Source organism: Pedobacter sp. 22226 (genome assembly GCF_052045455.1).
In the GTDB taxonomy this organism is placed as follows: domain Bacteria; phylum Bacteroidota; class Bacteroidia; order Sphingobacteriales; family Sphingobacteriaceae; genus Pedobacter; species Pedobacter jeongneungensis.
On sequence record NZ_JBQEPB010000012.1, the window covers coordinates 15941 to 41275 of the forward strand.

The 25335-nt window shown below is 38.7% G+C and carries 19 protein-coding genes; 9 read left to right on the forward strand and 10 right to left on the reverse strand.

All coding sequences use genetic code 11. From position 1 onward, the window contains the following. Window positions 1-3 precede the first annotated feature (3 nt). A complete protein-coding gene (locus tag ACTJKC_RS23160; protein WP_440795734.1) occupies window positions 4-1470 on the forward strand; it encodes a glutamate synthase subunit beta in 1467 nt (488 codons plus the stop codon). Window positions 1471-1688: 218 nt separating this feature from the next. Here ACTJKC_RS23160 and ACTJKC_RS23165 read toward each other — a convergent pair whose 3' ends face one another. Then, window positions 1689-3299, reverse strand: coding sequence for a metallophosphoesterase (locus ACTJKC_RS23165; protein WP_440795736.1), 1611 nt, complete (start codon window positions 3297-3299; stop codon window positions 1689-1691). A 645-nt stretch (window positions 3300-3944) separates the two neighbouring features. Continuing rightward, on the reverse strand, window positions 3945-6104 hold the full coding sequence (locus ACTJKC_RS23170) for an FUSC family membrane protein (protein WP_440795738.1): 2160 nt from the start codon (window positions 6102-6104) through the stop codon (window positions 3945-3947). An 858-nt stretch (window positions 6105-6962) separates the two neighbouring features. On the opposite strand from ACTJKC_RS23170, the gene ACTJKC_RS23175 reads away from it, so the two are divergent. Further along, window positions 6963-8315 carry a PhoH family protein gene (locus tag ACTJKC_RS23175; protein ID WP_440795740.1) on the forward strand — a complete coding sequence of 451 codons (1353 nt, stop codon included), beginning with the start codon at window positions 6963-6965 and terminating at the stop codon, window positions 8313-8315. Window positions 8316-8349: 34 nt separating this feature from the next. Here the strand turns inward: ACTJKC_RS23175 and ACTJKC_RS23180 are convergent, their stop codons facing one another. After that, window positions 8350-9561 carry a TCR/Tet family MFS transporter gene (locus tag ACTJKC_RS23180; RefSeq protein WP_440795742.1) on the reverse strand — a complete coding sequence of 404 codons (1212 nt, stop codon included), beginning with the start codon at window positions 9559-9561 and terminating at the stop codon, window positions 8350-8352. Window positions 9562-9979: 418 nt separating this feature from the next. On the opposite strand from ACTJKC_RS23180, the gene gyrA reads away from it, so the two are divergent. The 4 genes from gyrA (at window position 9980) to ACTJKC_RS23200 (ending at window position 15750) form a co-directional block, all read left to right on the forward strand. Beyond that, window positions 9980-12574: a DNA gyrase subunit A gene (gene gyrA, locus ACTJKC_RS23185; protein WP_440795744.1), complete on the forward strand. Its 2595-nt coding sequence runs from the start codon at window positions 9980-9982 to the stop codon at window positions 12572-12574. 26 nt (window positions 12575-12600) lie between these two features. After that, window positions 12601-13689 carry a tetratricopeptide repeat protein gene (locus ACTJKC_RS23190; protein WP_440795746.1) on the forward strand — a complete coding sequence of 363 codons (1089 nt, stop codon included), beginning with the start codon at window positions 12601-12603 and terminating at the stop codon, window positions 13687-13689. 99 nt (window positions 13690-13788) lie between these two features. Beyond that, the gene (locus tag ACTJKC_RS23195) at window positions 13789-14934 is read left to right on the forward strand and encodes a tetratricopeptide repeat protein (RefSeq protein WP_344852050.1); all 1146 of its coding nucleotides are present in this window, start codon (window positions 13789-13791) and stop codon (window positions 14932-14934) included. A 114-nt stretch (window positions 14935-15048) separates the two neighbouring features. Beyond that, a complete protein-coding gene (locus ACTJKC_RS23200) occupies window positions 15049-15750 on the forward strand; it encodes an endonuclease V (RefSeq protein ID WP_440795748.1) in 702 nt (233 codons plus the stop codon). Between the two features lie 134 nt (window positions 15751-15884). Here ACTJKC_RS23200 and hemF read toward each other — a convergent pair whose 3' ends face one another. The 3 genes from hemF to ACTJKC_RS23215 form a co-directional block, all read right to left on the reverse strand. Next, window positions 15885-16778, reverse strand: a complete 894-nt coding sequence (hemF, locus tag ACTJKC_RS23205; RefSeq protein ID WP_440796029.1) for an oxygen-dependent coproporphyrinogen oxidase — start codon at window positions 16776-16778, stop codon at window positions 15885-15887. A gap of 131 nt (window positions 16779-16909) precedes the next feature. Beyond that, on the reverse strand, window positions 16910-18139 hold the full coding sequence (locus ACTJKC_RS23210) for an MFS transporter (protein WP_440795749.1): 1230 nt from the start codon (window positions 18137-18139) through the stop codon (window positions 16910-16912). A 438-nt stretch (window positions 18140-18577) separates the two neighbouring features. Beyond that, window positions 18578-18886 carry a hypothetical protein gene (locus ACTJKC_RS23215; RefSeq protein WP_025146193.1) on the reverse strand — a complete coding sequence of 103 codons (309 nt, stop codon included), beginning with the start codon at window positions 18884-18886 and terminating at the stop codon, window positions 18578-18580. A 79-nt stretch (window positions 18887-18965) separates the two neighbouring features. On the opposite strand from ACTJKC_RS23215, the gene ACTJKC_RS23220 reads away from it, so the two are divergent. The 3 genes from ACTJKC_RS23220 (at window position 18966) to ACTJKC_RS23230 (ending at window position 21863) form a co-directional block, all read left to right on the forward strand. Next, a complete protein-coding gene (locus tag ACTJKC_RS23220) occupies window positions 18966-19451 on the forward strand; it encodes a PaaI family thioesterase (RefSeq protein ID WP_344852046.1) in 486 nt (161 codons plus the stop codon). Between the two features lie 10 nt (window positions 19452-19461). After that, the gene (locus ACTJKC_RS23225; protein WP_440795752.1) at window positions 19462-20091 is read left to right on the forward strand and encodes an AlbA family DNA-binding domain-containing protein; all 630 of its coding nucleotides are present in this window, start codon (window positions 19462-19464) and stop codon (window positions 20089-20091) included. A 401-nt stretch (window positions 20092-20492) separates the two neighbouring features. Then, a complete protein-coding gene (locus ACTJKC_RS23230; RefSeq protein ID WP_440795753.1) occupies window positions 20493-21863 on the forward strand; it encodes an MATE family efflux transporter in 1371 nt (456 codons plus the stop codon). A gap of 198 nt (window positions 21864-22061) precedes the next feature. Here ACTJKC_RS23230 and ACTJKC_RS23235 read toward each other — a convergent pair whose 3' ends face one another. From ACTJKC_RS23235 to ACTJKC_RS23250, 4 genes are read right to left on the reverse strand one after another with little or no spacing between them, the layout of a single operon-like run. Continuing rightward, entirely contained in the window at window positions 22062-22796 is a 735-nt protein-coding gene (locus ACTJKC_RS23235; protein ID WP_440795755.1) for a hypothetical protein, read from the reverse strand. A 38-nt stretch (window positions 22797-22834) separates the two neighbouring features. After that, window positions 22835-23518: a pseudouridine synthase gene (locus ACTJKC_RS23240; protein WP_440795757.1), complete on the reverse strand. Its 684-nt coding sequence runs from the start codon at window positions 23516-23518 to the stop codon at window positions 22835-22837. Window positions 23519-23560: 42 nt separating this feature from the next. Continuing rightward, a complete protein-coding gene (locus tag ACTJKC_RS23245) occupies window positions 23561-24463 on the reverse strand; it encodes a histone deacetylase family protein (RefSeq protein ID WP_440795759.1) in 903 nt (300 codons plus the stop codon). After that, window positions 24463-25323, reverse strand: a complete 861-nt coding sequence (locus ACTJKC_RS23250) for a bestrophin family protein (protein WP_440795761.1) — start codon at window positions 25321-25323, stop codon at window positions 24463-24465. Before ACTJKC_RS23250 ends, ACTJKC_RS23245 begins: the two co-directional genes overlap by 1 nt. Window positions 25324-25335 lie beyond the last annotated feature (12 nt).

Consider the following 25335-nt stretch of genomic DNA (forward strand, 5'->3'; position numbering starts at 1 on the left):
GCCATGGGAAAAGTAACAGGATTTCAAGAATACGATAGAGTTGCGCCCACAAGAGAAGAGGCTGCAACACGTGTAAAACACTATGGGGAATTTTTAAATGAATTGCCCGCACAAGAATTAAATAATCAAGCTGCCCGTTGTATGGATTGCGGCGTTCCGTTCTGTCAGTCAGGTTGTCCGCTGGGCAATGTAATCCCGGAATTTAACGATGCCGTGTACCAGGGAAAATGGGAATTAGCTGCAAATATTTTATTAAGTACCAATAACTTCCCCGAATTTACCGGCAGGATTTGCCCGGCACCATGCGAATCTGCATGTGTATTGGGTATTAACCGTCCTCCGGTTTCTATCGAGGAAATTGAAAAACACATCATCGAAATCGCTTTCGAAAAAGGTTTTATTAAAGCTAAAGCTCCACTAATCAGAACCGGTAAAAAAGTTGCTGTAATTGGTTCAGGTCCGGCAGGCTTAGCTGCTGCTGCTCAGTTAAATAAGGTAGGTCATGAAGTTACCGTTTTCGAGCGTGATGATGCGCCCGGAGGTTTATTAAGATATGGTATTCCTGATTTTAAACTGCAAAAAAATGTAGTGGATCGCCGTATCGATTTAATGAAAGAAGAAGGCATTATTTTCAGATGCAACGCCAACGTAGGCGAAAATGTTGAAATTGGTACTTTATTAAGAGATTTCAATGCCGTGGTTTTGGCCGGTGGTTCTACCATCCCACGCGATTTACCAATCCCTGGCCGTTCTGCTAAAGGTGTTCACTTTGCTATGGATTTCTTAAAGCAACAGAATAAACGTGTTGCCAGCAGAGCTGTTGAAGTGGAAGATATTATGGCTACAGGTAAAAATGTAATCGTAATCGGTGGTGGTGATACCGGATCTGATTGTATTGGTACTTCAAACCGTCATGGCGCTAAATCGGTTACGCAGTTCGAAATTATGCCAATGCCGCCACAGGCACGCAATGAACACATGCCATGGCCAAATTATCCGATGTTGCTAAAAAATACTTCATCGCATGAGGAAGGCGCACAAAGGGCATGGTCGGTAAATACCAAAAACTTTATTGCTGATGAAAATGGAAACCTTAAAGCTTTAAAGGTAGTAGATGTTGAATGGGAAATCGATGCAAATGGTCGTCCGGTTACTTTTAAAGAAGTTGCGGGTACCGAAAGAGATCTTCCTTGCGAACTGGTACTTTTAGCAATGGGTTTCTTACATCCGCAAAAAGAAGGATTAATTGAAAAACTCGGGGTAGAGCTAGATAACCGCGGAAATGTTAAAGCTTCGGAACATACTTACCAAACCAATATTGCAAAGATTTTTGCCGCAGGTGATGTTCGCCGAGGACAATCGTTAGTGGTTTGGGCCATCTCTGAAGGCAGGGAAGCTGCACGCAAAGTAGATGAATACCTGATGGGTACCACTAAACTGGCATCAAAAGATGCAGTTGCTTACGCTTAAATAAGTTTACAGTTCTATATTTTTAGGGTCGTGGTGTTAAGCCACGACCTTTTTTGGTTTATAAGCAATCCGTCATTCCCAATCTGATTGGGAATTGTAATGCCTGATAGGTTTAGCAATCCCGCCTGCATTGGATAAAAGTAATCATAGATCTTTCCCCTAAAGTTATTATTTAAGCTCCAGACATGCCGGAGCCTAAAAAGTATTTCCTTCATACATTAAGGAGTGCTACAATTGCTGCCGATCAAAGGCGTATATGTACTATTCAATTGTGTGGTATGAAATTTAAAATAACACCCGCTGTTATAATATACACCCTCCATGTAGCCATTATTATAATTATTAGCATGTTCCAGATCTATGGCCAGTATTTTGCTTTGATACAACAGCGTAATTTGGTTATTAAGAATGGTGTGACCAATATACGTACGATCTGCCCCAAACTTAGCAAGTATGGCATCTACTTCGGCTTGAGTAAGGGTTTGCTGAGCCATTCCTCTATACCAATAGAGACCAACAGAACTACTGGTAGCCGTCTTACAATTTTGGGTGGTACAGGTTTTATTGATCACATTGCCTACATACACATTAAGATCGGTTACGGTTTTTGGCAATGCAGCCACATCAGGACTGATACCGGCATGTAAGAATAAAGTATTGCCTGATTTTTCTAAAATATTCTTGCTTCTTAGCCACTTACCTAACTCGCTATCAGCATCGTATAGTGCAGAATAGGGTTCACCTATGGTTTGGGCATTGGCCGTATATTTTGCGTTCACATAGCGATAATCTCCTATCAGATTCATAATATCATGATTTCCCAATATAAAATGCACTTTACCACCAGCATTTGCTGCTTCCTGTTCCAGTTTATAGATCAGCCACAAACATTGTGTTACATATTTTCCTCTGTCAAAAACATCTCCCATAATGAAGAGGTGGCCTGTACCATAGGTCCACTTGTAGTTGTTATCTATAATATTTGCTTTTTTGAGTAGCAGAATAAACGCATCTATACTACCTTCAATATCGGAGGTTGCGAAATATTTGGTTGGTAATGTGGCCGATTCTGATGGCTCACGATTGAGTAACTGCGGCTTCAGATTTACTGCAAAAGAGCCACCTCCCGGCAGTTCTACATTAAGATTTACCTGATCGCGACTAGCATATGTTTGGCTCACATAACCGTTTTGCTTAGTAATCGATTTTACGATATACTGGTTGTTCCTGAAAAACACATATGGTCCATCAGGATCTGATTCTACAGCGTTCCTGATCGAGAGATCAAAAGACACATCACTGCTACTGCTATTCTGGTTATGTACTTCAACGGCTATAACATTATCTCCATTATTGAAATGTGATTTTGCTATCTTATAAGTAAAAAAGTTATTTTCCTGAGCGGTAGGTATAAAAGTACTTGTTCCGGTGGTGTAGGTAATGGTTCCGGTTTGAGGCATTAGCGGTGTGCGCAGTACTTCAGTTCCATTAATATATACTACAGCCCCATCGTCATGTATCATAGAGAGGATTACCGAATCAGGAAGTGCATTTACATCAGTTATATTAACATGCTTCCTAAAGTAATAAGTCACAAATCCCGATTGTAGAACTGTAGCTTCATCGCCGTCGCCAAAGCCAAATTGGCCTGCTCCCGTTTTCCAGCCTGAATCGTTAAAGCCGGCAGAACGCCAGGCTGAGCCTTGATCAGATCCATTATCAAGGTATTTCCAGCTGGATTTTTCATCCACTACCGATTGTGGCGAAATTACACCCTGAACTACAGACTCTTGTTTTAGTTCATCATTTAAACCTGGATTTAGATTCATTTTTTGGCAACTCATTGTCGCAGCTACCGCAACAAAGCAACAGGCAAGTAGAAATTGTTTTTTCATTTTTTGTTTTCATAGGTTAGAAACAGGTACCAGCCATCTGATTAAAAGGCTTTCTTCACTAATTTAGAGATTAGCGAATGACTATCATCTCCTTATGACAATTTGCCACTTAATTAATCAATTTTGTATGATTATCGGTTAATTTTTGACTAGGGCGCTTTAGACAAGTAGTGCCATTTTGATAAGATCGGTTTTTAAAAAGATTCTTAGCCTTCGCTCGATTTTCACATCTATTTCAGCTACGGAAACATAGAAAACACAGAGCGTTGAAGTTAAAATGTAACTCAGTCCGTTATCTTCCTCATGTGCCGTCCTTTCGACCGTAGAGGAGCAATCTAAGACCTAATCATCATTGTTTTTTGCCACGGAAGCACCGAAAATACGGAAAAGTTATGTGTTGTTGAGAGTATGATAATAGACTTTTATAAAACGGTCGTCATCTCAACTGAAACCTCCCGAATATTCGGGAGAGAGATCTAACTCGAAATAGATTTAGCTTCGCTGAGCACTTACGTGGTTCTTGACTTAGTTGCACCCCGCTCGAAATGACGATCATTTGAATAGCTCTACAGAATAAAACTATAGCTTAATCTTTACCGATAATTTATAAATATCATAAGCCACTTTCTGGATCAGGTCAAATTGTTCTGGTATTAAATCTTCACCTTTTTTTATTGCTAAACTGGTATCATTTAACCTGATTAACGGTACATTATCAATTGTACTGGTGCCTTGCTCTAAGTTTTCGATAGCCGTATCCAGCAAATAGTTGGTATTATTCGCAATCGGTTTTAAAGCCTCAAAACTTTCAAAAATAAATTCATGCTCCTTATTATACAGCGAAAGCGTGGCCACATACGAAGATAATAAATGACTTAGTGCCGTAAATTGGTGTACTTCTTTAATAAATAACTGTTTGCTTTTCGGTTCAGAGAACATCCGTTGAAATAAGGAAGCCAAATTTGCAGTACTTACATAAACTTCTTTCCTTGCGAGTTTATATTCCGTTCTGTTATAGTTTTTTTCGAAATACAGTTTAACTACCTGGGCATAATAGGCCTTATTGGCTTTCAGAATATTAAGCATGGCTTCTTTTAGTTTCTCATGCTCCCAGGTCGGGAATAAAGAATAACTGGCCAGTAAGGCAATACCTGAGCCAATAAAAGTATCATAAATCCTTTCACGCGCCAATGCTATTGATCCCATACCTAAGAAATCAAAAAGGATCAGGATATAGGGTGTCATAAAAAGTACGCTGACTACATAATTTTTCCTTTGGAAACTATAGCAACCGATCATACAGATCAGCAGGATTACGAACAGCGTATTTTTATCATCAATGTAAGTTACCACGCCCATTCCTATAAATGCGCCAACGGTAGTTCCTATTAAACGCTGGTAATTGCGTTCTTTGGTCAAACTAAAGCCTGGTTTCGATATCACCAGAATGGTTAGCAGGATCCAGTAACTGTGCGAGAAATTGAGGAGCTGAGAAACCACAAACCCTAAAAGCATTACCACTGTTACGCGCAGCGAGTGCCTGAAAGTAGACGAACTGTACGTTAAATTCTCGGTAAAAAGTTTAAGATCAAATTTCTGCCGGGTTATAAATTTCTCGGTATCTACCTCAGCCTGACGGATATCCTTACTGTTCCTGATTTTGAAATAACTGAAAATCGTTTTCACCCTCGCCAGTATATTTTCAATATTAACTTCAATATTTTTTAAAGCGATAATGCCCAGGGTATTGTATTCCTGATTTTGATTGTTTTTCTCCAGGTCATTGATCTTAACTTTTAAACGTTCAATTTCAATCAGTAAACGTTTCGAAATTACCGGTGTTCTGCCACTTTTTAAGCCAAAAGCAATATCATCCAGTGCATAAGAAATCCGTTTAATCGCCATTTCATAATCCGATAATATCCCAGCTTTATCAAACTGATCGTGCAGCTGCTGGTAATTGTAATAGGTAGACATTACCTGCTCAAACAGGTCGACCATATCTACAAACACCAGTAAAAGAAAACGACCTTCAGGAGTAGAATCCCGAACAATTTCGCGTGTTCTGAAAAGCAGTTCCCTTACGGCATCCTGTTTTTCGTGAACAGAAACCTGAAGCTGTAATAAATCTGAATAGGTTTTATCGTAATTGTTGTTCTGGTGATAAAATTTGGCTTTCTCTCTTAAAAATTCTGCCACTTCCAAAATAGAATCACTTAACGATTGCTGAACCAGGCGAAAGGGACGCAGGCGGTAAACAAAATAGCTCAACCCCGTGTACCAAAGGCTTCCTGCAAGCACCATCACGGCATGTAGCAATACTTCCTGCCATGGCCTGATGTCATCGATACTCAGCACCATAATCAGCAAAACAGCCGTACCCACCGATGCCGCCCTGATGCCGTAAATGTAGAACATTGAAAATACAAAACTCGATATAGCAAGCAGAAAACCGATAAAATAATGGCTTCTATTGGTTAAACCTGTCAGGATAGAAAAAGTAAAGATTAATGCAGTGGTAACCAGCATGGCATTTCTCCGGTGTACCATTGGCCCGGGGCTATCTACCACGCTTACACATAAGGCGCCGAGTGATAAGGTCATCCCGTACTTTAGCATACCAAACTGGGCAAGGATTAAAGAGGGGAGCAGCACACCAATAGTAATACGGAGACCGTCGGCAAAATACGTACTCAGTAAAAAGTCTTGTATGTTTCTAATGGGTTGCCTGATCTGCATGTTACAAAAATAACATAATAGCGAAGTTTTTTGTTGTGATTAAAATTAAGTTTTTTGCTTTTTTTAAACTTTTAAGCAGAATTTCGTTAAATAACTGGTTAACAAAATAATAGCAAATGTTTATAAGTAGAAGCGGCCAAAATGTTAACAACATTATTAAAAGTGCGAATTAGGAATAAAAACGATTGTTTAGTTGAATTAATCTGTTGATAAACAGCTGTTTTAAGTTGATAACTATGTTTATAAAAACGTATATTTTTCTCTTGACAAATGAGTGTTTTCGTGCTAAATTAGATTATATCAAATACGAAGTACTTTGAATTCTGACAAACAATCCAAAAGAGATAAAGAGCCGAAAGGGGAATTATTTCGGATAGTTTACAGGGAAAACGATTAATTTCATAAAGGGTTAAACCGAGTAAGAATATACACTACCACCGCAAGGTTGGAAGATAAGAAAATCGAACAGGCCCAAACAGAGCTTATGGAAAACTCAGAAGTTTACGGACGGAAGAGTTGGAAATAAATTTTCACGGATCGCAAAAGTTGCAAAACCTAACGAAAACGGAAAAATCAAAGTAACAAGAATTAGATGCTTTAAAATACAATTACGGTTGTTTTTAAAGTTAAAACGGGGAACTTAATCGAAAGAAGAAAGTCCCCGTTTTTATTTTGACCAAATTTTTCACTACTACAGGCACTCCGATGTTAATCGGATTTATTTTTAACCACAGATGGACACAGATAAGCACGGATAAATATATGTTATCTGTGTCCATCCTTTTTATCTGTGGTTAAATAAATAAAGATCATCCGAGAATTTGCTTTATTTTATCCCTAAAATATTAAATTTACCAAATGGCCAAAAAAGGTAAATCAATCTCCAATCCGTCAAAAAAGATCTTCGTTTTAGATACCTCGGTTATTTTATACGATCATGATGCCGTAAATAACTTCCAAGAACACGATGTGGCCATTCCAATTCAGGTTTTAGAAGAATTAGATAATTTTAAAAGCGGTAACGATACACGTAATTTTGAGGCCAGGAGTTTTATCCGCCTGATTGATGAAACCTCTAAACAAAAACTCATCAGCGACTGGATTTCGTTAAAAAGTCCTGATGCAGGTAAATTCAGAGTGGTATTGAACGAAAAGCCCTTAACTCTTGATGCCGAAGAAGTGTACGGAAAAGGCAAAACCGATCACAAAATTTTAAATGCTGCTTTAAGCCTCAAAGAAGAACATCCAAACAAAAAAGTAGTGCTGGTTTCAAAAGATATTTGCCTGAGATTAAAGGCAAAAGCCCTCGATTTGAATGCTGAAGATTACGAAACCGGTAAAATTAAAAATGTAGATGAGCTTTATGCCGGCAAAACAGAATTGATTGATTTCCCAAGTGAAATTATTGAGGAAGTAAAGAAAAATACTTTTGTAGACGCAAGCGACTTAGGATTACCACCCAAAAATGCCAATCATTTTTATATCCTTAAAAACAAAAGAAAAACAGCCAACGTATTTTACAATAACAGCCTAAAAACCATTTCTGCTGTTTCTACTGATGCGATTTTTAAAATCAAACCAAAAAACATCGAACAGGCTTTTGCCATTCATGCGCTTTTGGATCCCGAAATTAAACTGGTAAGCATACAGGGCAATGCCGGAACCGGAAAAACCTTGCTGGCGCTGGCCAGTGCTTTGGAGCAGCGCAAAAATTTCAGACAGATTTATGTTACCCGGCCGATTGTTTCGCTGAGTAATAAAGATATTGGTTTCCTTCCGGGAGATGCAAAATCAAAAACAGATCCGTTTATGGCGCCGATATGGGATAACCTGCGCTTTATTAGAGAACAATTTATTGGCGACGATAAAATGTCGGAAAAAATTGACGAGCTGATTAATACCGAAAAAATAGCCATTGCGCCTTTGGCTTTTATCCGTGGCAGAACCCTCACCAAGATTTTCTTTATCATTGATGAAGCACAAAATCTTACCCCGCACGAAGTTAAAACCATCATTTCGAGGGCAGGAGAGCATACTAAAATTGTTTTTACGGGAGATATTTACCAGATTGATACACCATATCTCGACTCGGAAAGCAATGGATTATCTTATTTAATCGAAAACGCTAAAAATCATCCTTTGTATGCGCACATTACCTTGCAAAAAGGGGAGCGGAGCGAATTGGCAAATTTGGCAAATGAGTTGCTATAGCGAATGCGCTCAGCGCATAGTCATTGCCCTTAACTCAATGATATTTCTTTAAACTTCTCAAACAGATAAACAACCCAATCAAGGTTAACACGGCGCTCAGTATAAAAGGCGCCCCTGGAAAATAAACGGGTGCTTTACCCTCTATAAAATAGGCGAAAATATGTGTCATAACCCAGGGTGCAAATATAGCAGCTAAGCTTTGTAAGCCTGTTAAAACACCTTGCATTTCGCCCTGTGCATTTGCAGGAATCTGATTGGAAATTAAACCCTGCATTGCTGGTCCGCCGATTCCGGCCAAACCGTAAGGCACCATAAAAGCAAACATCATCCAGCCTTTACTGGCAAATGCAAAAGCCACAAAACCAATTACATATAAAATCAAACCAAAATAAACCGCTTTCTTTTCGCCAATTTTGGGTAAGATCACCCTGATTAAACCACCTTGCACAATTCCAATTACTAAACCAACAAATCCTAACGAATAACCCACCCAGGAAGCATCCCAGTTGAATTTTTCCATCGTATAAAACGTCCAGTTTGACTGAACGGAGTGACTGGCAAAATACAATAAGAATAAGGTAATCATTAAACCCAACAGTGCCGGATATTTACCAATACTAACCAAAGAGCCAATAGGATTCGCCCTTTTCCATTCAAAAGCCCTGCGTTTTTCAACCGGTAAAGATTCTGGCAAGATAAAATAACCATAAAGCCAGTTGATTAAAGATAAACCTGCAGCAATCATAAAAGGAACACGAGTACCGAAATGGCTAAATGCACCACCTAAAACCGGTCCTAGAATAAAACCTACACCAAAAGCAGCACCCACGAGACCGAAATTCTGTGCTCTTTTTTCAGGCGGAGATACATCTGCGATATAAGCCTGCGCCGTGGTAAAACTCGCTCCGGTAATGCCAGCAATAATTCTTCCTACAAATAACCAAACAATTGAAGGGGCAAAAGCCAGGAAAATATAATCGATACCCAAGCCAAACAACGAACTCAATAATACAGGCCTTCTGCCGTATCGATCGCTTAAAGCCCCAATAATCGGAGAAAATATAAACTGAACGGATGCATAGGCCAAAGTAAGCCAGCCGCCATATTCTGCCGCCAAACCAAAGCCTCCACCGGTAAAATCCTGTATAAGTTTTGGTAAAACCGGAATAATGATCCCAAAGCCTGTAAAATCGATCAGCAGGGTGACCATAATAAAACTCATTGCAGATTTTTTCTCGTTTGCCATTATATTAGAGGTTGAAAAACAAAAGTATCAGAATTACTTAAGTTCTACAAACCTTTAAAAACCTGATCGGTTTAAACGAAATATTTAATAAAGAACCCGTGTTTATAAACCTGATATAGCGAAAAGCCCGCATCCCGATTTTCAATCGGGGAGGACTTGCAGCGGTAGCAGGGCTGCTGCCCGCCATTAATACTGAACCTTACATTTCCAAAAAAAACATAAAACTCAATTGATCTGCACAATAACGGAACGCGTTAAACTGGCCTTCAGTAAATTAAAATTCCATCGGGCATAAAAAACCTATCACAAAGGTCAAAACTTTTCCACAATGCCTTAATTCGGCATAATTTTGTTAAATTCGCAAGGTTATAGTAATACCCTTTTTTAATATCGTTTTAAGTAGCGAGAATAATAATTTATGGCAGAAGATTTAGAAAATCAGCAGAACGACAAAATCATTCAAATTAACATAGAAGAGCAGATGAAATCGGCCTACATTGATTATTCAATGTCGGTAATCGTATCAAGGGCCTTGCCCGATGTACGCGATGGATTGAAACCAGTACACCGCCGTGTGCTCTACGGCATGTTGGGTTTAGGTGTAACCAGCGGAAAACCTTATAAAAAATCAGCCCGTATTGTGGGTGAGGTTTTAGGTAAGTATCACCCACATGGTGATGCATCCGTATATTTTACCATGGTTCGTATGGCTCAGGATTGGAGCTTACGTTATCCAATGGTTGATGGTCAGGGAAACTTTGGCCACATTGATGGTGATTCGCCAGCTGCAATGCGTTATACCGAGGCACGTTTTAGCAAACTTGCCGAAGAAATGGTTGCAGATATTAATAAAGATACGGTTGATTTTCAGTTAAACTTTGATGATACTGAGCAGGAGCCAACGGTATTACCTGCAAAAATACCTAACCTTTTAGTTAACGGTTCTTCGGGTATTGCAGTAGGTATGGCCACCAATATGGCGCCGCATAACTTAACTGAAGCAATTGACGGGGTTATAAATTATATTGACAACCGGGATATTACCATAGAGGAATTAATGAAGTTTGTAAAAGCTCCCGATTTCCCTACAGGTGGTATTATTTATGGTTATACCGGCGTAAAAGAAGCTTTCGAAACTGGTCGCGGACGTATTGTAATGCGCGCAAAAGCCGAAATCGAAAACATTAAAGACCGCGAGGTAATTATTGTTACCGAAATTCCGTACCAGGTAAACAAAGCACAGATGATTGAGCGTACTGCTGAATTAGTGGGCGAGAAAAAACTGGAAGGTATTTCGAACATCAAAGATGAATCGAACAAAGATGGTATCCGTATCGTGTACGAAATTAAACGTGATGCAAATGCCTCTATCGTTTTAAACAACCTTTATAAATATACAGCGCTACAAACCTCGTTTAGTGTAAACAACATTGCATTGGTAAAAGGACGTCCGCAGATGTTGAATCTTAAAGATTTGATTGTGCATTTTGTGGATCACCGTCATGATGTAATTGTTCGCCGTACCAAATACGAATTAGCCGAGGCCGAAAAACGTGCACACATTTTAGAAGGTTATTTAATTGCTTTAGATCATTTAGATGAAGTAATTAAATTGATCCGTGCTTCCGAAACGCCGGAAGAAGCCCGTTTAGGTTTAATGGAGAAATTCGGGCTGAGCGACCTTCAGGCACGCGCCATCCTGGATATGACTTTACGTCGTTTAACAGGACTAGAGCGTGATAAGATCAAAGAAGAATATGCTGAATTAATGAAAACCATCGAATACTTGAAATCTATTCTAGCAGATGAAGGTTTGCGGATGAAAATCATTAAAGATGAGCTGGAAGAAGTGAAACAGAAATTTGGAGATGAGCGCAGAACTACCATCGTTCACTCGGCCGAAGATATGAGCATGGAAGATTTCATCGACGATGAAGAAGTTGTGATCACCATTTCTCACGAAGGATATGTTAAACGTACGCCTGCAAGCGAATTTAAAGCGCAGGGAAGGGGTGGTAAAGGATCTAAAGGCAGTACCTCAAGAAATGAAGATTTTATTGAGCACATGCTGGTAGCCACCAACCATAACTACATGTTGTTCTTTACCGAAGCAGGAAGGTGTTTCTGGCTCAGGGTGTACGAAATTCCGGAAGGTTCGCGAACCAGTAAGGGAAGGGCGATCCAGAACATCATCAATATTCCGAAAGAAGAAAAAATTAAAGCTTATATTAAGGTTAAGAACCTTAAAGATCAGGAATATTTAGAGAACAATTTCATCATTATGTGTACTAAAAAAGGTACCATTAAGAAAACTTCTCTTGAGGCATATTCTCGTCCGCGTGTAAATGGTATCAATGCCATTAACATTAACGAAGGCGATATTTTATTAGAAGCTTGTTTAACCAATGGCGAAAGCGAAATTGTAATGGCCTTACGTTCAGGCAGAGCGATTCGTTTTAACGAAAAAACCGTTCGTCCGATGGGTAGAACTGCAACCGGTGTACGTGGTGTAAGGCTTGCGCACGATCAGGATGAAGTTGTTGGCATGATTGCTGTTAATAATCCTGAAGTTACCGTGTTGGTGGTATCAGAAAAAGGTTACGGAAAACGTACCGATATTGAAGATTACCGTGTAACCAACCGTGGTGGTAAAGGGGTAAAAACCATTAATGTTACGGAAAAAACCGGACAACTGGTATCGATTAAAGATGTTACTGATAGCGAAGATCTGATGATTATTAACCGTTCAGGTATTGTAATCAGAATTCCGGTTTCAGCTTTAAGGGTAATGGGACGTGCCACTCAGGGGGTTCGTTTAATATCATTAAAAGGTGATGACGAAATTGCATCGGTTACCAAAATTGACCACGAAGAGGACGAAGAAGAAACAGTAGATTTAACAGATGTTGTAGTTACAGACGGTGAAGAAATAGAAGCCGATACTACTCCTGAAGCTGATGATACTGAAGAAGAAGAGGGCGAATCGGATAACGAAACGGAAGAAGAAAATTAACTAAAATTAAGATTAGAATAAAAATTATGAAAAGAGTATTTCTAAGTATATTTCTAGCAGGTGCGGTAAGCGCTGCTTTTGCTCAGAAAAGTGAAATAACCGCGGCAAAAAACGACTGGGGTTTATTCCAGCTAACTTCTTCAAGCGCCACAACACCGCTTGCAAAAAAACTTGAAGCATTAGCTAAAGGCTTGGCCCATACCGATAAAGCTATTGCTGATGAGAAATCTAAAGTAATGCCGGAAGCATGGTCGTACCGCGCTTTGTTTGCTTCTTCTGCGGCCATTTTAGATTCTACCAGCACCGCAAATGCTGATGCAAACCTTAAAATCGCACAGGATGCAATTGTTGAAGCTAAAAAACTGGATACCAAAGGCACTGAAAAAGATAACATCAATTCAGCTGAGACCAACATTATTAATGCGGTTAGAAACGGCGGTGTAATCGCTTACAACAAAAAAGATTACAAAACGGCTTACGAAAAATTTGTTGCAGCAACCGTGATCAATCCACAGGATACAACGATGTATTTAAATGCTGGTATTGCAGCAAGAAATATTGAAGATTATCCGGGTATGATTACCCAGTTTAAAAAAGTAATCTCTTTAAACTCACCACAATCTAAAGATTTATATTCCGAAATCATTAACGCTGCTTTAAGCAAACAAAAAGATACAACAGCAGCCTTAGCAGTGATTAAAGAAGCTTCAGCTAAATTCCCTGAAAATACCGACTGGATTAAAACTGAAACGCAGATCTATATTGATAGGGGTGATGCAGCAAAATCTGAGCAGATGTTAACTGCTTTGGCAGCAAAAGAACCAAATAACCCTAATTATCAGGTATTATTGGGAAATATTTATTTCAGCCAGGCTTTAAAATTACAAGCAGACAGAAATAAAATTGATGCTAAAAAAGTGAAAGAATTTAATGAGGTAACGGCTAAAATGAATGCTTTATTAGATAAGTCTCTTCCTTTTTACAAAAAAGCACTTGAGGTAGATGCAAAAAATCAAGGAGCTTTAGAAACATTGAAAACCATCTATGGTTTCAGAAACGACACTAAAAATTACGAAGACATCAAAAAACGTTTAGACGCATTGCCTAAACAATAATTTATTCACCAATCTAAAAAAAGAGCCCTGAAATTTCGGGGCTCTTTTTTTTATGTTTATTTTTATGGTTTATTACGGTTTTATCACATTAATACATTTATGCAGAATTGCCTTAAAATATCTTTAACCGCCTTAATTTTCGTCTCATTTAATGCTGTAGCCCAAAAAAGCCAGATTTTAATCGCCAGGAATGCTGTCGGAAAACTTCAGGCATCTATCGCCAATAAAGAAGATGAGAAAAAGCAGTTAAGCATTATTACAGAAGGTTTAAAATCGATAGAATCTGCCGAAAAAGACAATAAATCAAAAAACTGGACCGAAACCTGGTCGATAAAATCTTACCTTACTTCGTTTGCGTCATTAATCGATACCGACCCGAACAATGCTAATAAATTTTACGATAGCGCTGTAGAAGCTGTTGCCAAAGCAAAATCATTAGACCGTTATAATGACAATGGGGGGCTTATTAAGGCATCTGATCACAATATTCTGATCAAAAAGCAGGATAAAGGCAACGAAGCTTATTTCAACAATGAATTTAAAGAGGCATTTGCTGACCTTAAAGAAGTATCGGATAATTTTCCTGCAGATACCACTCTGGCACTAAATACCGCGATTTGTGCGTTAAATATTCAATCGTACGATGAATCTTTAACTTATTTTAAACGTGCAAAAGAAAATGGAATTAGAAATCCATCTGTTTTTCAGAAAATGGCGCAGATGTACGTAGTAAAATCAGAAAATGAAACTGCTATTAAAACTTTAGAAGACGGACTGGCCTTGAATCCATTTAACCGTTTTTTAACCAACGATTACATCAATCTCTTATTGGATACTGAAAATTACAGTAAAGCGCAGGGATTGATCGAAAATAATTTAAAAGTTGAAAAAGGAAATAAATTGCTTTATTTCCTGTACGGTTACCTGCAACAGGTTGGCGGCAATAATGCGACTGCAATTTTAGCTTATGATAAAGCTTTATCAACTGATCAGAATTATTTTGACGCCCTGTATCAATTAAGCTTAGCGTACATCAATACAGCTAATGAAACATTGCGTAAAAATGATGCAGACAAAACCGAAAAATACAAAGGTTTAATTAACCGTGCACAATTTGCTTTGCAACGCGCCAATGAAATTAATCCAAACGATAAAAAAACTGTACAGTTGCTGATTGATATCTACAACAAAAAGGGCGCAACAAACAAAGTACAGGAACTTAACCGCAAACTCCAGGAACTATAATTTTATTAAATATTTATGACGATAGGGATGGTAATAGAAAATACAACTTAACATAATATTAATTATAAGACAAATTAATTAAAACAATTGCCTGTCTCAAATTGTCCTAAAAATATGTACGATCATTATAGTTTCGAAGAAGCTGCTGCTTACCAAATTGAACTCGCCAAGCAATTAAAATTTCAGCCGTTAGATAAAATTGAAACCATTGCGGGTGCCGATATCTCTTTCAATAAAAACAGTTCGACCATGTATGCCGGAATTGTAATACTCACATATCCCGGCATGGTTTTAAAATCATTCGCCTTAGAAACTTACGAAACGAATTTTCCATATAAAGCTGGATTTTTAGGCTTTAAAGAAGTTCCGGCATTGTTAAAAGTTTGGGAACTCATCCATAATAAACCAGATGTTGTAGTGCTTGATGGGAATGGAATTCTGCATCCACGCCGTATGGGCGTTGCTTCGCATTTTGGAATTTTAGCCAATCACTCAACCATTGGCTGCGCTAAAAGTCTTTTGCACGGAAAAAACCACATTCCGGAAAACGTTAAATTAAAAACTGAGGAAATTAAAAATAATGCAGACGAGCTGCTTGGTTTTGCACTCAGAACAAAGATAAATTGTGCGCCGGTATATGTCTCTGCTGGTCATTTAATTACCGCAGAAAAAAGCCTGGATATTATTAAAAATTGCGTTGGTAATTACCGTATTCCTGAACCAACCCGCATGGCGCACAACATTGTCAACGATTTTAGGATTGGTAAATTAAAAGCTGGTTTTCATGAGACATCGGCGCCCTTAACTTTGTTTTAACTACTCAAAATTACCGTCATTTCGAGCGAAGTGCAACGAAGCCGAGAACCACGTAAGTGCTCAGCGAAGCTAAATCTGTCTCAAGATAGATATCTCTCCATTGCACTGCGTTTCAGTCGAGATGACGGAAATTCCTAAACCCAATTAATTCCTTTTTTAAGCAACTGAACGGTTTTATATTCATCTGAGCCTGCTTCAGGCTGAACATTGTAACCCCAATTGGCCTGTGGAGGTAAACTCATTAAAATAGATTCGATCCGTCCATTGGTTTCCAACCCAAATTTTGTACCCGAATCGTACACCAAATTAAATTCTACATAACGGCTACGACGTTGATATTGCCATTCCTTTTGTGCTTCGGTAAATTCTTTATCCCGGTTACGGTCAATTAATTCCGTATAAATTGGTAAAAATGTTTCGCCAATATTCGCAGAGAAATCTAAAATCTGCTCCCAGGATAAATTGGTATTTTCAGGCTTTAAACGATCGTAAAAAATGCCGCCAATGCCCCGGGTTTCTTCACGGTGTTTAATGAAGAAATAATCATCCGCATGTGTTTTAAATTTCGGATAAAAATCAGTGCTGAAATCGTCGCAGGCCTGTTTTAATTTATGGTGAAAAAAACGGGCGTCGTTTTCGAATACATAATGCGGAGTTAAATCGATGCCGCCACCAAACCAGCGGGTTTCTTCGTTTAATTCGAAATAACGGATATTCATGTGGATAATCGGAACCAATGGATGGTTTGGATGGATCACAATTGAAACACCGGTTGCAAAAAAATCATCTTCTGTAACCTTAAAAGCTTTTTTTACAGCTTCTGGTAATTTACCGTGTACCGCAGAAAAATTAACACCACCTTTTTCAATAATTGCGCCATTTTGCATAATCCGGGTGCGGCCGCCTCCCCCACCGCTTCTCTCCCACAGTTCCTCTTCAAATTTACCTTTGCCATCGGCAATTTCCAATCCACGGCAAATTTCATCCTGAATTTGCTTATATCGCTCTGCTACTTCTTCTTTAAACATGACGGCTCTTTCTAATTCCATGCAAATTTACACCTATTAAAGCTGCTATATTGATTTATGTTTAGATAGTACATTTTATTGACATTGATTTTTAGTCTGGAGTCTTTAGTTCTTTGTCTAAAGTCCTAAAACTAACTTTCCAGGTAATTAAGGTCTTTATTGAAGCTTTCTTTCAAATACGATACAGAAATCATCGCGATTACCGTTACAATTCCCATTACAATAAACCCGGCAGAAACAATGTTATAACGGTGAACAAAAAATTCGAAAACAAATGTAATCGGAATTAAAGCACCACGAACAAAGTTTGGTGCGGTGGTTGTTACAGTTGAGCGGATATTGGTTCCAAACTGTTCGGCAGCAATGGTTACAAATGTAGCCCAATAGCCTACAGCAAAGCCCATAAACAAACAAATTAGAATAAAGCTGTTTTCGGTTAAGCCTGTACTGGTTAAATAAACAATCACGGTAATTACCGATAAACTTTGAAAAATAAGCACGGTCTTCTTACGTGATTTTAAAACCTGTGCCAGAAATCCACACACTACATCGCCGATGGCAATACCAAAATAAGTGTACATAATACCTGTACCGGCATTTAATAAATCTTTTGCACCAAGTGCCTTACCAATTTCCGGCGATTGGGTAACCAAAATACCTACAATAAACCAGAGCGGAAGCCCTAAACAGATACAAGCCAAATATTTTAAAAAACGTTTTCGGTTTGAAAAAAGCATAAAGAAATTGCCTTTCGAAACTTCTGAGTTTTGCTCTGCATGTTTAAACATCCCCGATTCAAATGTGCCAACACGTAAAAGCAATAACAATAAACCCATGCCGCCGCCTACAAAATAAGAAGTTTGCCAGGTAAAATGTTTGCCGATGGTGGCTGCCGCTGCTGCACCCAATAAGCCTATACCAGCTACTAACATAGTTCCGTAGCCACGTTTTTCTTTATCCATCGTTTCGGTAACCAGGGTGATCCCGGCTCCAAGTTCGCCTGCAAGACCAATGCCCGCTACAAATCTGATAATTGCATAGGTGTGTACGTCAGTAGCAAAACCATTAGCCATATTGGCCAAGGAATACATTAAGATAGAACCAAACAATACTTTAATCCTCCCAAATTTATCGCCAATAATGCCCCAGAGCAATCCCCCAAGCAATAAACCAAACATCTGCATATTAATAACGTATTCACCTTCAGTACGCATATGCTCAGCAGAAACACCGATATCAGTAAAACTTTTTACCCGTACAACGGAGAATAAAACGAGATCGTAAATGTCGACGAAATAACCTAGAGCGGCTACAATGACTAAGAAAATGACGCTACGGTTAGCTTTTGCCTGATTGTCCATTTAATTTATTTGGTTTAAAACGCTGAAAGTACGCAATAACACAAATATTTAAAACAGATTTTAAAAATAAAAAGCCACTCTATTTAGAGTGGCTTTTCAGATCCTACATAGGAGGATTCTTTTTTGTTGTGTCAGGTGGCATTTTCGTTGTCGTGTCTGGCGTCTTTGTAGACGTTGTATCCATCGGTGCCGTAGTTGTCGAATCCGTCTTGGTACTGTCTGAAGAACCAGCCATATTTTTTGACGAATTGCATGCTGATGTGGCTATCATAAGAGAGCCTGCAAAAGCAAGACTTAAGATTATTCTTTTCATAGTTTTTATTGTTATCTATCAACCTAACAACCTTATAATCATTTGGTTTTATTTTTTTTCTTCAAAAAAGCTTTTATTCTTATTAAAGTGTTGATTATTAGTGTTTTGCAAGTATAAACAAGAAGCTATTCGTGATGGATTTTTAGCTTATTTAATAATTCCGGAGATACATTTTCAGCATACACCCCGTAACCATCAACCAAAACGCCTTTCAGATTGCCAACGTTTGATGAAATGGCATAAACCACCGAACTATCGGCAGGATCGGTCATGCCTTCAAAACGGTAAACCTCCTCAATTTCAAATTCTTCGGGCATCAGGAACAAATCAATTGATTTGCATTCCAAACCGTCAGGAGTTAAATTGAAATCTAAATTGTAACCGCGACTATCCAAATCTGTTAAAGCGCCGCTAATTGTATCATAAACATGCATATCCTAAATTACGGAAATATTACTAAAACAACATGGCCAAAACTTTAAAAGGTGATAAAACTTTCTGATATTAGTAAATATGATTATTTCTCAAAACACCCTGAAATGGGTAATGCGCTTTTACCCGCCTTTGTTTTTCCAGCGCATTTGGGTTCAGAAATTTGAAAATGAATTTAGAAGCTGTACGGTTAAACTTAGCAAGAGCTTCCTGAATAAAAATTATAACGGGTCTATTTTCGGGGGGACTATTTACGCCGCTACCGATCCTTTTTATGCCTTATTATTCGATCAGTTAATGCAGCGGCGCGGTTTTAAAGTACGTGTATGGTTAAAAAGTGCCTCTATACAATATTTAAAACCCGGGCGTTCTACCTTATATTTTACCATTAAGGTAACCGACGAAATGCTTAATGAGGCCGAACACGCTTTAAGAACAGTCGGGAAGTTTGTGAAAGCCTATCCTATGGAAATTACCAGTAAGGATGGTGAGTTGTGCGCTACCGTAATGAATGAAGTGTATATCCGAAACCTGCACCAGGGCGAAATGCCCAGAGTTGCTTACTAATTTTTAGATTATGCCGAGTATTAAGAATTTAATTTTGCAGGGTGAGGGTGTAATGCTCGATTTTAAAAAAACCATTACCAGTACCGAAAAAATTGCCAAGAGCCTGGTTGCTTTTGCCAATAATAAGGGTGGTAAGTTATTAATAGGTGTTGCTGATGATGGCTCAATTAAAGGAGTAAAATCAGAGGAAGAAGAAAAGTACATGATCTTAACTGCTGCACATCAGTTTTGTAAACCTGCTATTGAACCCCAGTTCGAAGAAATTTATGTTGATGATAAACTGGTGTTAGTGGTTAACATTCCTGAAAGTGATATCAAGCCCCATTATGCACTTGATGACCAGAAAAAATGGTGGGCCTATATCCGCATTGATGATAAGAGTGTACTGGCCAGCCGGATCATCGTGGAAGTATTGAAGCAGGAGTATAAAAACAATGGTGTGCTCATCTCCTATTCTGATAACGAAAAAAAACTGCTCGAATACCTGGAACAGAACGAAAAAATAACCCTTAAAGAATTTAGCAAATTGTTGCGGAGTTCTTACCGAAAGGCTCAAAAAGTTCTGGTCAATTTAATTTTAACCAATGTAATTAAATCGCATACCACCGAAAAGGAAGAATATTTTACGGCGGTGAGGTAGGTTATACAAGCCGCTATCCTGAATTTTTTTCAGGGTCTAAACAAATCAGTTTCTTGCAGAATGACGACTTTCTTGAAAATCGTCATCTCGGCTGTAGCGGAGAGATCTATGTGTAGATTTCGCCATTTAAAAAAGAAATTTCTCCGTGTAAATCTGTGTTTTCCGTGGCTAACAACCAATATATATTTATTAAATCAGCGCTCTTTCTGTGCGATCAGCATAATCTGCGTGAAACGAAACGCATAGCGAAACAGAGAGATCTGTCTCGAAGTAGATTTAGCTTCGCTGAGCACTTACGTGGTTCTCGGCTTCGTTATACTTCGCTCGAAATGACGACAACTGGACATTAACTTTTCTACATCTCTACTTTTTGAGCTTTAAAAACCCGACCTTTGCAAACTATGTTATCTAAAATTTACACCAAATATAAACCCTATTATAAAGAAAATCTTCATTTGGCGCTGCCAATTGTAGGTTCGCAGGTAGGTCATACTTTGGTGCACATGGCCGATAGTATTATAGTTGGCCATTTTACCGATACCATTCAATTAGCAGCAGTTTCGCTGGTTAACAGCATATTCATGCTCATTTTAGTCATCGGTTTGGGCATTTCCTATGGCTTAACGCCATTGATTGCTCAGGAAAACGGTCGGCAGAATTACGATGAATGCGGAAAACTTTTATCAAACAGTTTAATTATCAACATCTGTGTTGGCATATTCTTGTATGTGCTGGTTCAGTTGGGGATATTCTTTGTAATCGATCACCTCGATCAAACACCGGAAGTGGTTCGTTATGCCAAACCTTATCTTAATCTTTTATCGGTTTCCATTATTCCTTTATTGGTTTTCCAGACCTTTAAACAATTTGCAGAGGGTTTAGGATTTACCAAGCAGGCGATGTTTGTTTCCATCTGGGGAAATGCCCTCAACATTACTTTGGGGATTATTTTTGTTAAAGGAATGTTTGGCATCAAATCAATGGGGGTTAGTGGTGTAGGTTTAAGTACTTTGATCGACAGGATCCTGATGGCGACTGTAATGTCGATTTATGTATTGCGCTCACAACATTTTAAAAAGTACCTGATTAGTTTCAAAGCTACATTTTTTGATAAATTAAGGGCAGTTAAAATTGCAAAGATCGGAATGCCTGTTGCCATGCAATATTCTTTCGAAATCAGTGCTTTTAGTGGTGCTGCTGTACTAATTGGCACTATTGGTGCGGTAGAACAGGCTGCGCATCAGATTGCAATTAGCCTTGCTGCTATGACCTACATGATTGCCAGTGGTGTGGCTTCTGCAGCTACCATAAAAACCGGAAATAATTTTGGAAAAAATAATTTTGATAATCTGCGTAAATCGGCAATTGCAAGTTACCATGTCATTTTACTGTTTATGTGCTGTACTGCAGTTATTTTTGTATTGGCCAACAACGTCATGCCTTTTATTTATACTGAAGATGCAGCCGTAATTCCCATAGCAGCAAAATTATTAATCATCGCGGGCTTTTTTCAACTGTTTGATGGTACGCAGGTGGTGGGTTTAGGCGTATTACGTGGCATAGGCGATGTTAATATTCCAACTTTTATCACATTTCTGGCCTACTGGGTAGTTGGAATCCCTGTGGGATATTTATTGGGTTTTCAGTTTGGCTTAGGTGTTAACGGGATCTGGTATGGATTAACTCTGGGTTTATTAACTGCGTCTATCCTATTGTTTTTAAGGTTTCAGAATAAAACAAGAAGTTTGAAAGTGCAAAAGTTACATTTTTAGATTAATCCGTCATTTAGGACCGCAGTGGAGAAATCTATCAACACAATTTTCTTATAGAAAGATTTCGCCTTACTCCAAGTTGAAATGACGTAACCCCGGCAACAAAAAGGTCGCTACTTAGCAGGCCCCATTACGATTGCGTCATTGATCCTAAAACTCAAAACAGATTCTTCGTGCGCTCAGAATGACAAACTAATGCTATTTACCTCCAACATTCACCACCACACCAATGGTGAAGATAGAATTGCCCGCAGACATGTATTTGCGCTTCTTCAGGCCAATATTACTACTAGTGGTATATTGTAGCTGAAAAGTTTTGCTAAGTGCCATTCGGGTAAAAAATACGGGTTCGAAGAAAATGTTATCTTCTTTAGGCTGTACTACACCATTTAAAAAGAAACGATCCATTTTAATATGACTAATCCTTAATGCCGTACCATAATTGATCGGAAAGTCAGTTCCAAATAAACGCAGGTTATTTTTCTTTTTCGAGCTGTAGTTTACCTGTAGAAAAGTTTTTCTGTAATCCACATCCTGTACTTCATTGCTAATCAGTACGTCATCTTTAAAATCGCGGAAAGTAATATCGCTCCAGCCCTTACCTACTCCGGCATAAATTTCAATAATCCGGTTATTTTCTGGTCCAAAAGTATCAAAGTAACCACCGCCAATTTCAATTAATTTGTGTCCAAAATCTTTGGTTCTCCTTTCGCTGTTCATTCTTGAACCACTAAAAAGTAATCCAACATGATCCGAAACGGCGTAGGCACCATTAACACTGGCATTACCTTTTAAAGAAATATGCGCCCCGCCACTAAATTCGCCCTGCTTACTTAACATGGGCGTATTTGGAACATTAGGCATATAAACAGAAGAACAACTGGCTGCAAAAAGCGATAAAACCGGGAGTGTGAATCGTAAGTATTTAATCATAGATGCTATATAAACAGATTTTGATGACAAAAATTGTGTTAATGTTCCATTTTCATGAAATCCATTACTCTTTTAAATTCGTCGTGTAAACCGGCTTTTAAATGTATTATTTGTTTGGTAATGGGGTGAATAAACTGCAGTTCAGAAGCATGCAGCAACATGGTTGTCATATCCCATTGCTCTTTGAAGAATTTATTTTGTTTGTTACAGCCATGTGTGCGATCACCAATAATCGGATGAAGGATATGACTGAAATGCCTCCTGAGCTGGTGCATTCTACCGGTTTTAGGCGTGGCTTCTACCAGTGAATAACGTGAAGTTGGATGTTTGCCAAAAGCCACTTCAACCTCTGCCTTTTGTAGTGTTCTGAATGACGTAAAAGCGTCTTGCATCGTTCCGTTTTCTTTTGCCAGCGGATAATCAATGTCCATCGCATCAGGCGCAAATCCCCTTAATATGGCTAAATATTTTTTATCGGTTTCGGCATTCATAAACTGCTGATGCATAGCAGTTTCAGAAACCTTATCAAAAGCAAACAATAAAATTCCGCTGGTTTTTCTATCGAGCCTGTGCACCGGACTAACATGTTTGCCCACCTGATCCCTAAGCATTTGTAATGCAAATTCAGTGGCATCTCTCGCAATCGATGACTGATGCACTAAAAGGCCATGCGGCTTATTAATTGCAATCAAATGCTCATCCTGATAAATAATCTCCAACATATTGCCGCGAAGATAAGGATATTATGTTTTTTGAGGGATGGCTTAAGCAAATAAATCAAACGCTAACCGGTAAGTATTGCAATGTGCATCAACAATATCTTTAATATCAGTGGAATAGCCACCACCCATACTCACCTGTAGAGGCAGGTTTTTATTTTTACAGGCCTGCAACACGATCCTGTCGCGTTCTTTACAGGCAGCTTTGCTTAATGAAAGCTTACCCAGTTTATCGGTAGAAAGCACATCTACGCCTGAAAGATAAAACACAAAATCAGGCTTTGATCTTTCGAATGCTTTTTTAAGATTAATATTTAATAATGAGAGATATGCTTCATCCTGCAAGCCATCATCCAACGGTACATCCAGACTGGAAATCTCTTTCCTGAAAGGAAAATTTTTATCACCATGCATTGAAAAAGTAAATACACGCGGCTCGTGCTGAAAGATTTCTGCGGTACCATTACCCTGGTGCACATCTAAATCAATAATTAAGATGCGTTTAGCTAAATTATTATTTAATAAATAGTTAGCAGCAATGGCCTGATCATTTAGCAGACAAAATCCTTCTCCCCAATTGCTGCCTGCGTGATGTGTTCCGCCAGCTACGTTAAACGCAATTCCATTCTCCATAGCAAAATGAGCACCATCAATGGTGCCTTGTGCAATCCTCAGCTCTCTTTCAACAAGTTGTGCATCTAAGGGAAAGCCAATCCGCCTTTGGTCTTTAGCTGAAAGTGTTAAATCCCTTAACTGCTCCCAATAAGCCTTTTGGTGTGTCAGCAGTACTATTTCTTCGCTAAGTGGCTCAGGACTGAACAAATTTTGATGCTCAATCGTACCTTCATGTAATAGTTGTTCAGGTATCAGTTCATATTTCAGCATAGGAAAACGGTGTCCCTCGGGTAAAGGATGCGCGTATATCGGATGCCAGGCAATTTTAATCATTAGCCTAGAATCTCTCCCACGTGTTTTTCTATATTGTTGCAAATCTGATCTACCGGAAGATCATTTGCATCATAACCAAACGGGTTCTCTATTTCTTCAGCTATCAACTCCAAACTTGCTAATACATAGAGGATAAAGGGAACAATTGGCACAACAAAGTAACCTAAACTAAAAACCCAGCCAAAAGGCAGGGTGATTACGTAAACAAAAATAAACTTCTTGATAAATGCGCTGTAAGAAAACGGGATCGGGGTATTTTTGATTCTTTCGCAGGCACCGCAAATATCAGTAAACTGATTAAAGTCGCCCGAAAGTACGATAAATTGTTCCTGCGAAATTGCCCCCTTTTTTAACAGACCATAGAACCTGCTGGTTAAACTGCCTGCTATCTGGTTTGGAATATGTTTACCTTCCTCAACTTCAATTAACAAGCTGTTCTTGCCAAAATACATCTTTTCGCGTAAATGTTCTTTTAATGCAAAAGCATATTTAGGGATGCCATATTCGAAAAAGCGGACATCATCCTCTTCCAGTTTAAGTGCTTTAATTTTTATGGCCAGGTTACGGCTTACGTTGGTTAGCGCCCCCAGCAATTTTCTGCCTTCCCACCACCTGTCGTAAGCGGTATTTGTTCGGAAAACCAATAACAGCGATAAAACAAAGCCCAATAAGCTGTGCATCATACCGATATTGGTTACATTGCTGGTTTTAGAAAGCTGAAAATAATTTAATTCAGCATAAGCCACCAAGCCTGAAAATACGGCTACTCCAAGCATTAAAGGCCAAAGCTTTCTGAAAGTGTCGCTCTTATCGATATGAAAAATGAAGGTACTCCAGTCTTTAGGGTTGTAGTTGATCATTTTTATTTCTTC

Bases quoted from the DNA above. Each gene is read 5' to 3' on its own strand.
- ACTJKC_RS23160 (WP_440795734.1), top strand. From the start codon at position 4: ATGGGAAAAGTAACAGGATTTCAAGAATACGATAGAGTTGCGCCCACA.
- ACTJKC_RS23195 (WP_344852050.1), top strand. From the start codon at position 13,789: ATGCAGAATTGCCTTAAAATATCTTTAACCGCCTTAATTTTCGTCTCA.
- ACTJKC_RS23170 (WP_440795738.1), bottom strand. From the start codon at position 6,104: ATGCAGATCAGGCAACCCATTAGAAACATACAAGACTTTTTACTGAGT.
- hemF (WP_440796029.1), bottom strand. From the start codon at position 16,778: ATGTTTAAAGAAGAAGTAGCAGAGCGATATAAGCAAATTCAGGATGAA.
- ACTJKC_RS23200 (WP_440795748.1), top strand. From the start codon at position 15,049: ATGTACGATCATTATAGTTTCGAAGAAGCTGCTGCTTACCAAATTGAA.
- ACTJKC_RS23220 (WP_344852046.1), top strand. From the start codon at position 18,966: ATGATTATTTCTCAAAACACCCTGAAATGGGTAATGCGCTTTTACCCG.
- ACTJKC_RS23210 (WP_440795749.1), bottom strand. From the start codon at position 18,139: ATGGACAATCAGGCAAAAGCTAACCGTAGCGTCATTTTCTTAGTCATT.
- ACTJKC_RS23165 (WP_440795736.1), bottom strand. From the start codon at position 3,299: ATGAATCTAAATCCAGGTTTAAATGATGAACTAAAACAAGAGTCTGTA.
- ACTJKC_RS23240 (WP_440795757.1), bottom strand. From the start codon at position 23,518: ATGTTGGAGATTATTTATCAGGATGAGCATTTGATTGCAATTAATAAG.
- ACTJKC_RS23230 (WP_440795753.1), top strand. From the start codon at position 20,493: ATGTTATCTAAAATTTACACCAAATATAAACCCTATTATAAAGAAAAT.
- ACTJKC_RS23250 (WP_440795761.1), bottom strand. From the start codon at position 25,323: ATGATCAACTACAACCCTAAAGACTGGAGTACCTTCATTTTTCATATC.
- ACTJKC_RS23235 (WP_440795755.1), bottom strand. From the start codon at position 22,796: ATGATTAAATACTTACGATTCACACTCCCGGTTTTATCGCTTTTTGCA.
- ACTJKC_RS23175 (WP_440795740.1), top strand. From the start codon at position 6,963: ATGGCCAAAAAAGGTAAATCAATCTCCAATCCGTCAAAAAAGATCTTC.
- ACTJKC_RS23225 (WP_440795752.1), top strand. From the start codon at position 19,462: ATGCCGAGTATTAAGAATTTAATTTTGCAGGGTGAGGGTGTAATGCTC.
- gyrA (WP_440795744.1), top strand. From the start codon at position 9,980: ATGGCAGAAGATTTAGAAAATCAGCAGAACGACAAAATCATTCAAATT.
- ACTJKC_RS23245 (WP_440795759.1), bottom strand. From the start codon at position 24,463: ATGATTAAAATTGCCTGGCATCCGATATACGCGCATCCTTTACCCGAG.
- ACTJKC_RS23180 (WP_440795742.1), bottom strand. From the start codon at position 9,561: ATGGCAAACGAGAAAAAATCTGCAATGAGTTTTATTATGGTCACCCTG.
- ACTJKC_RS23215 (WP_025146193.1), bottom strand. From the start codon at position 18,886: ATGCATGTTTATGATACAATTAGCGGCGCTTTAACAGATTTGGATAGT.
- ACTJKC_RS23190 (WP_440795746.1), top strand. From the start codon at position 12,601: ATGAAAAGAGTATTTCTAAGTATATTTCTAGCAGGTGCGGTAAGCGCT.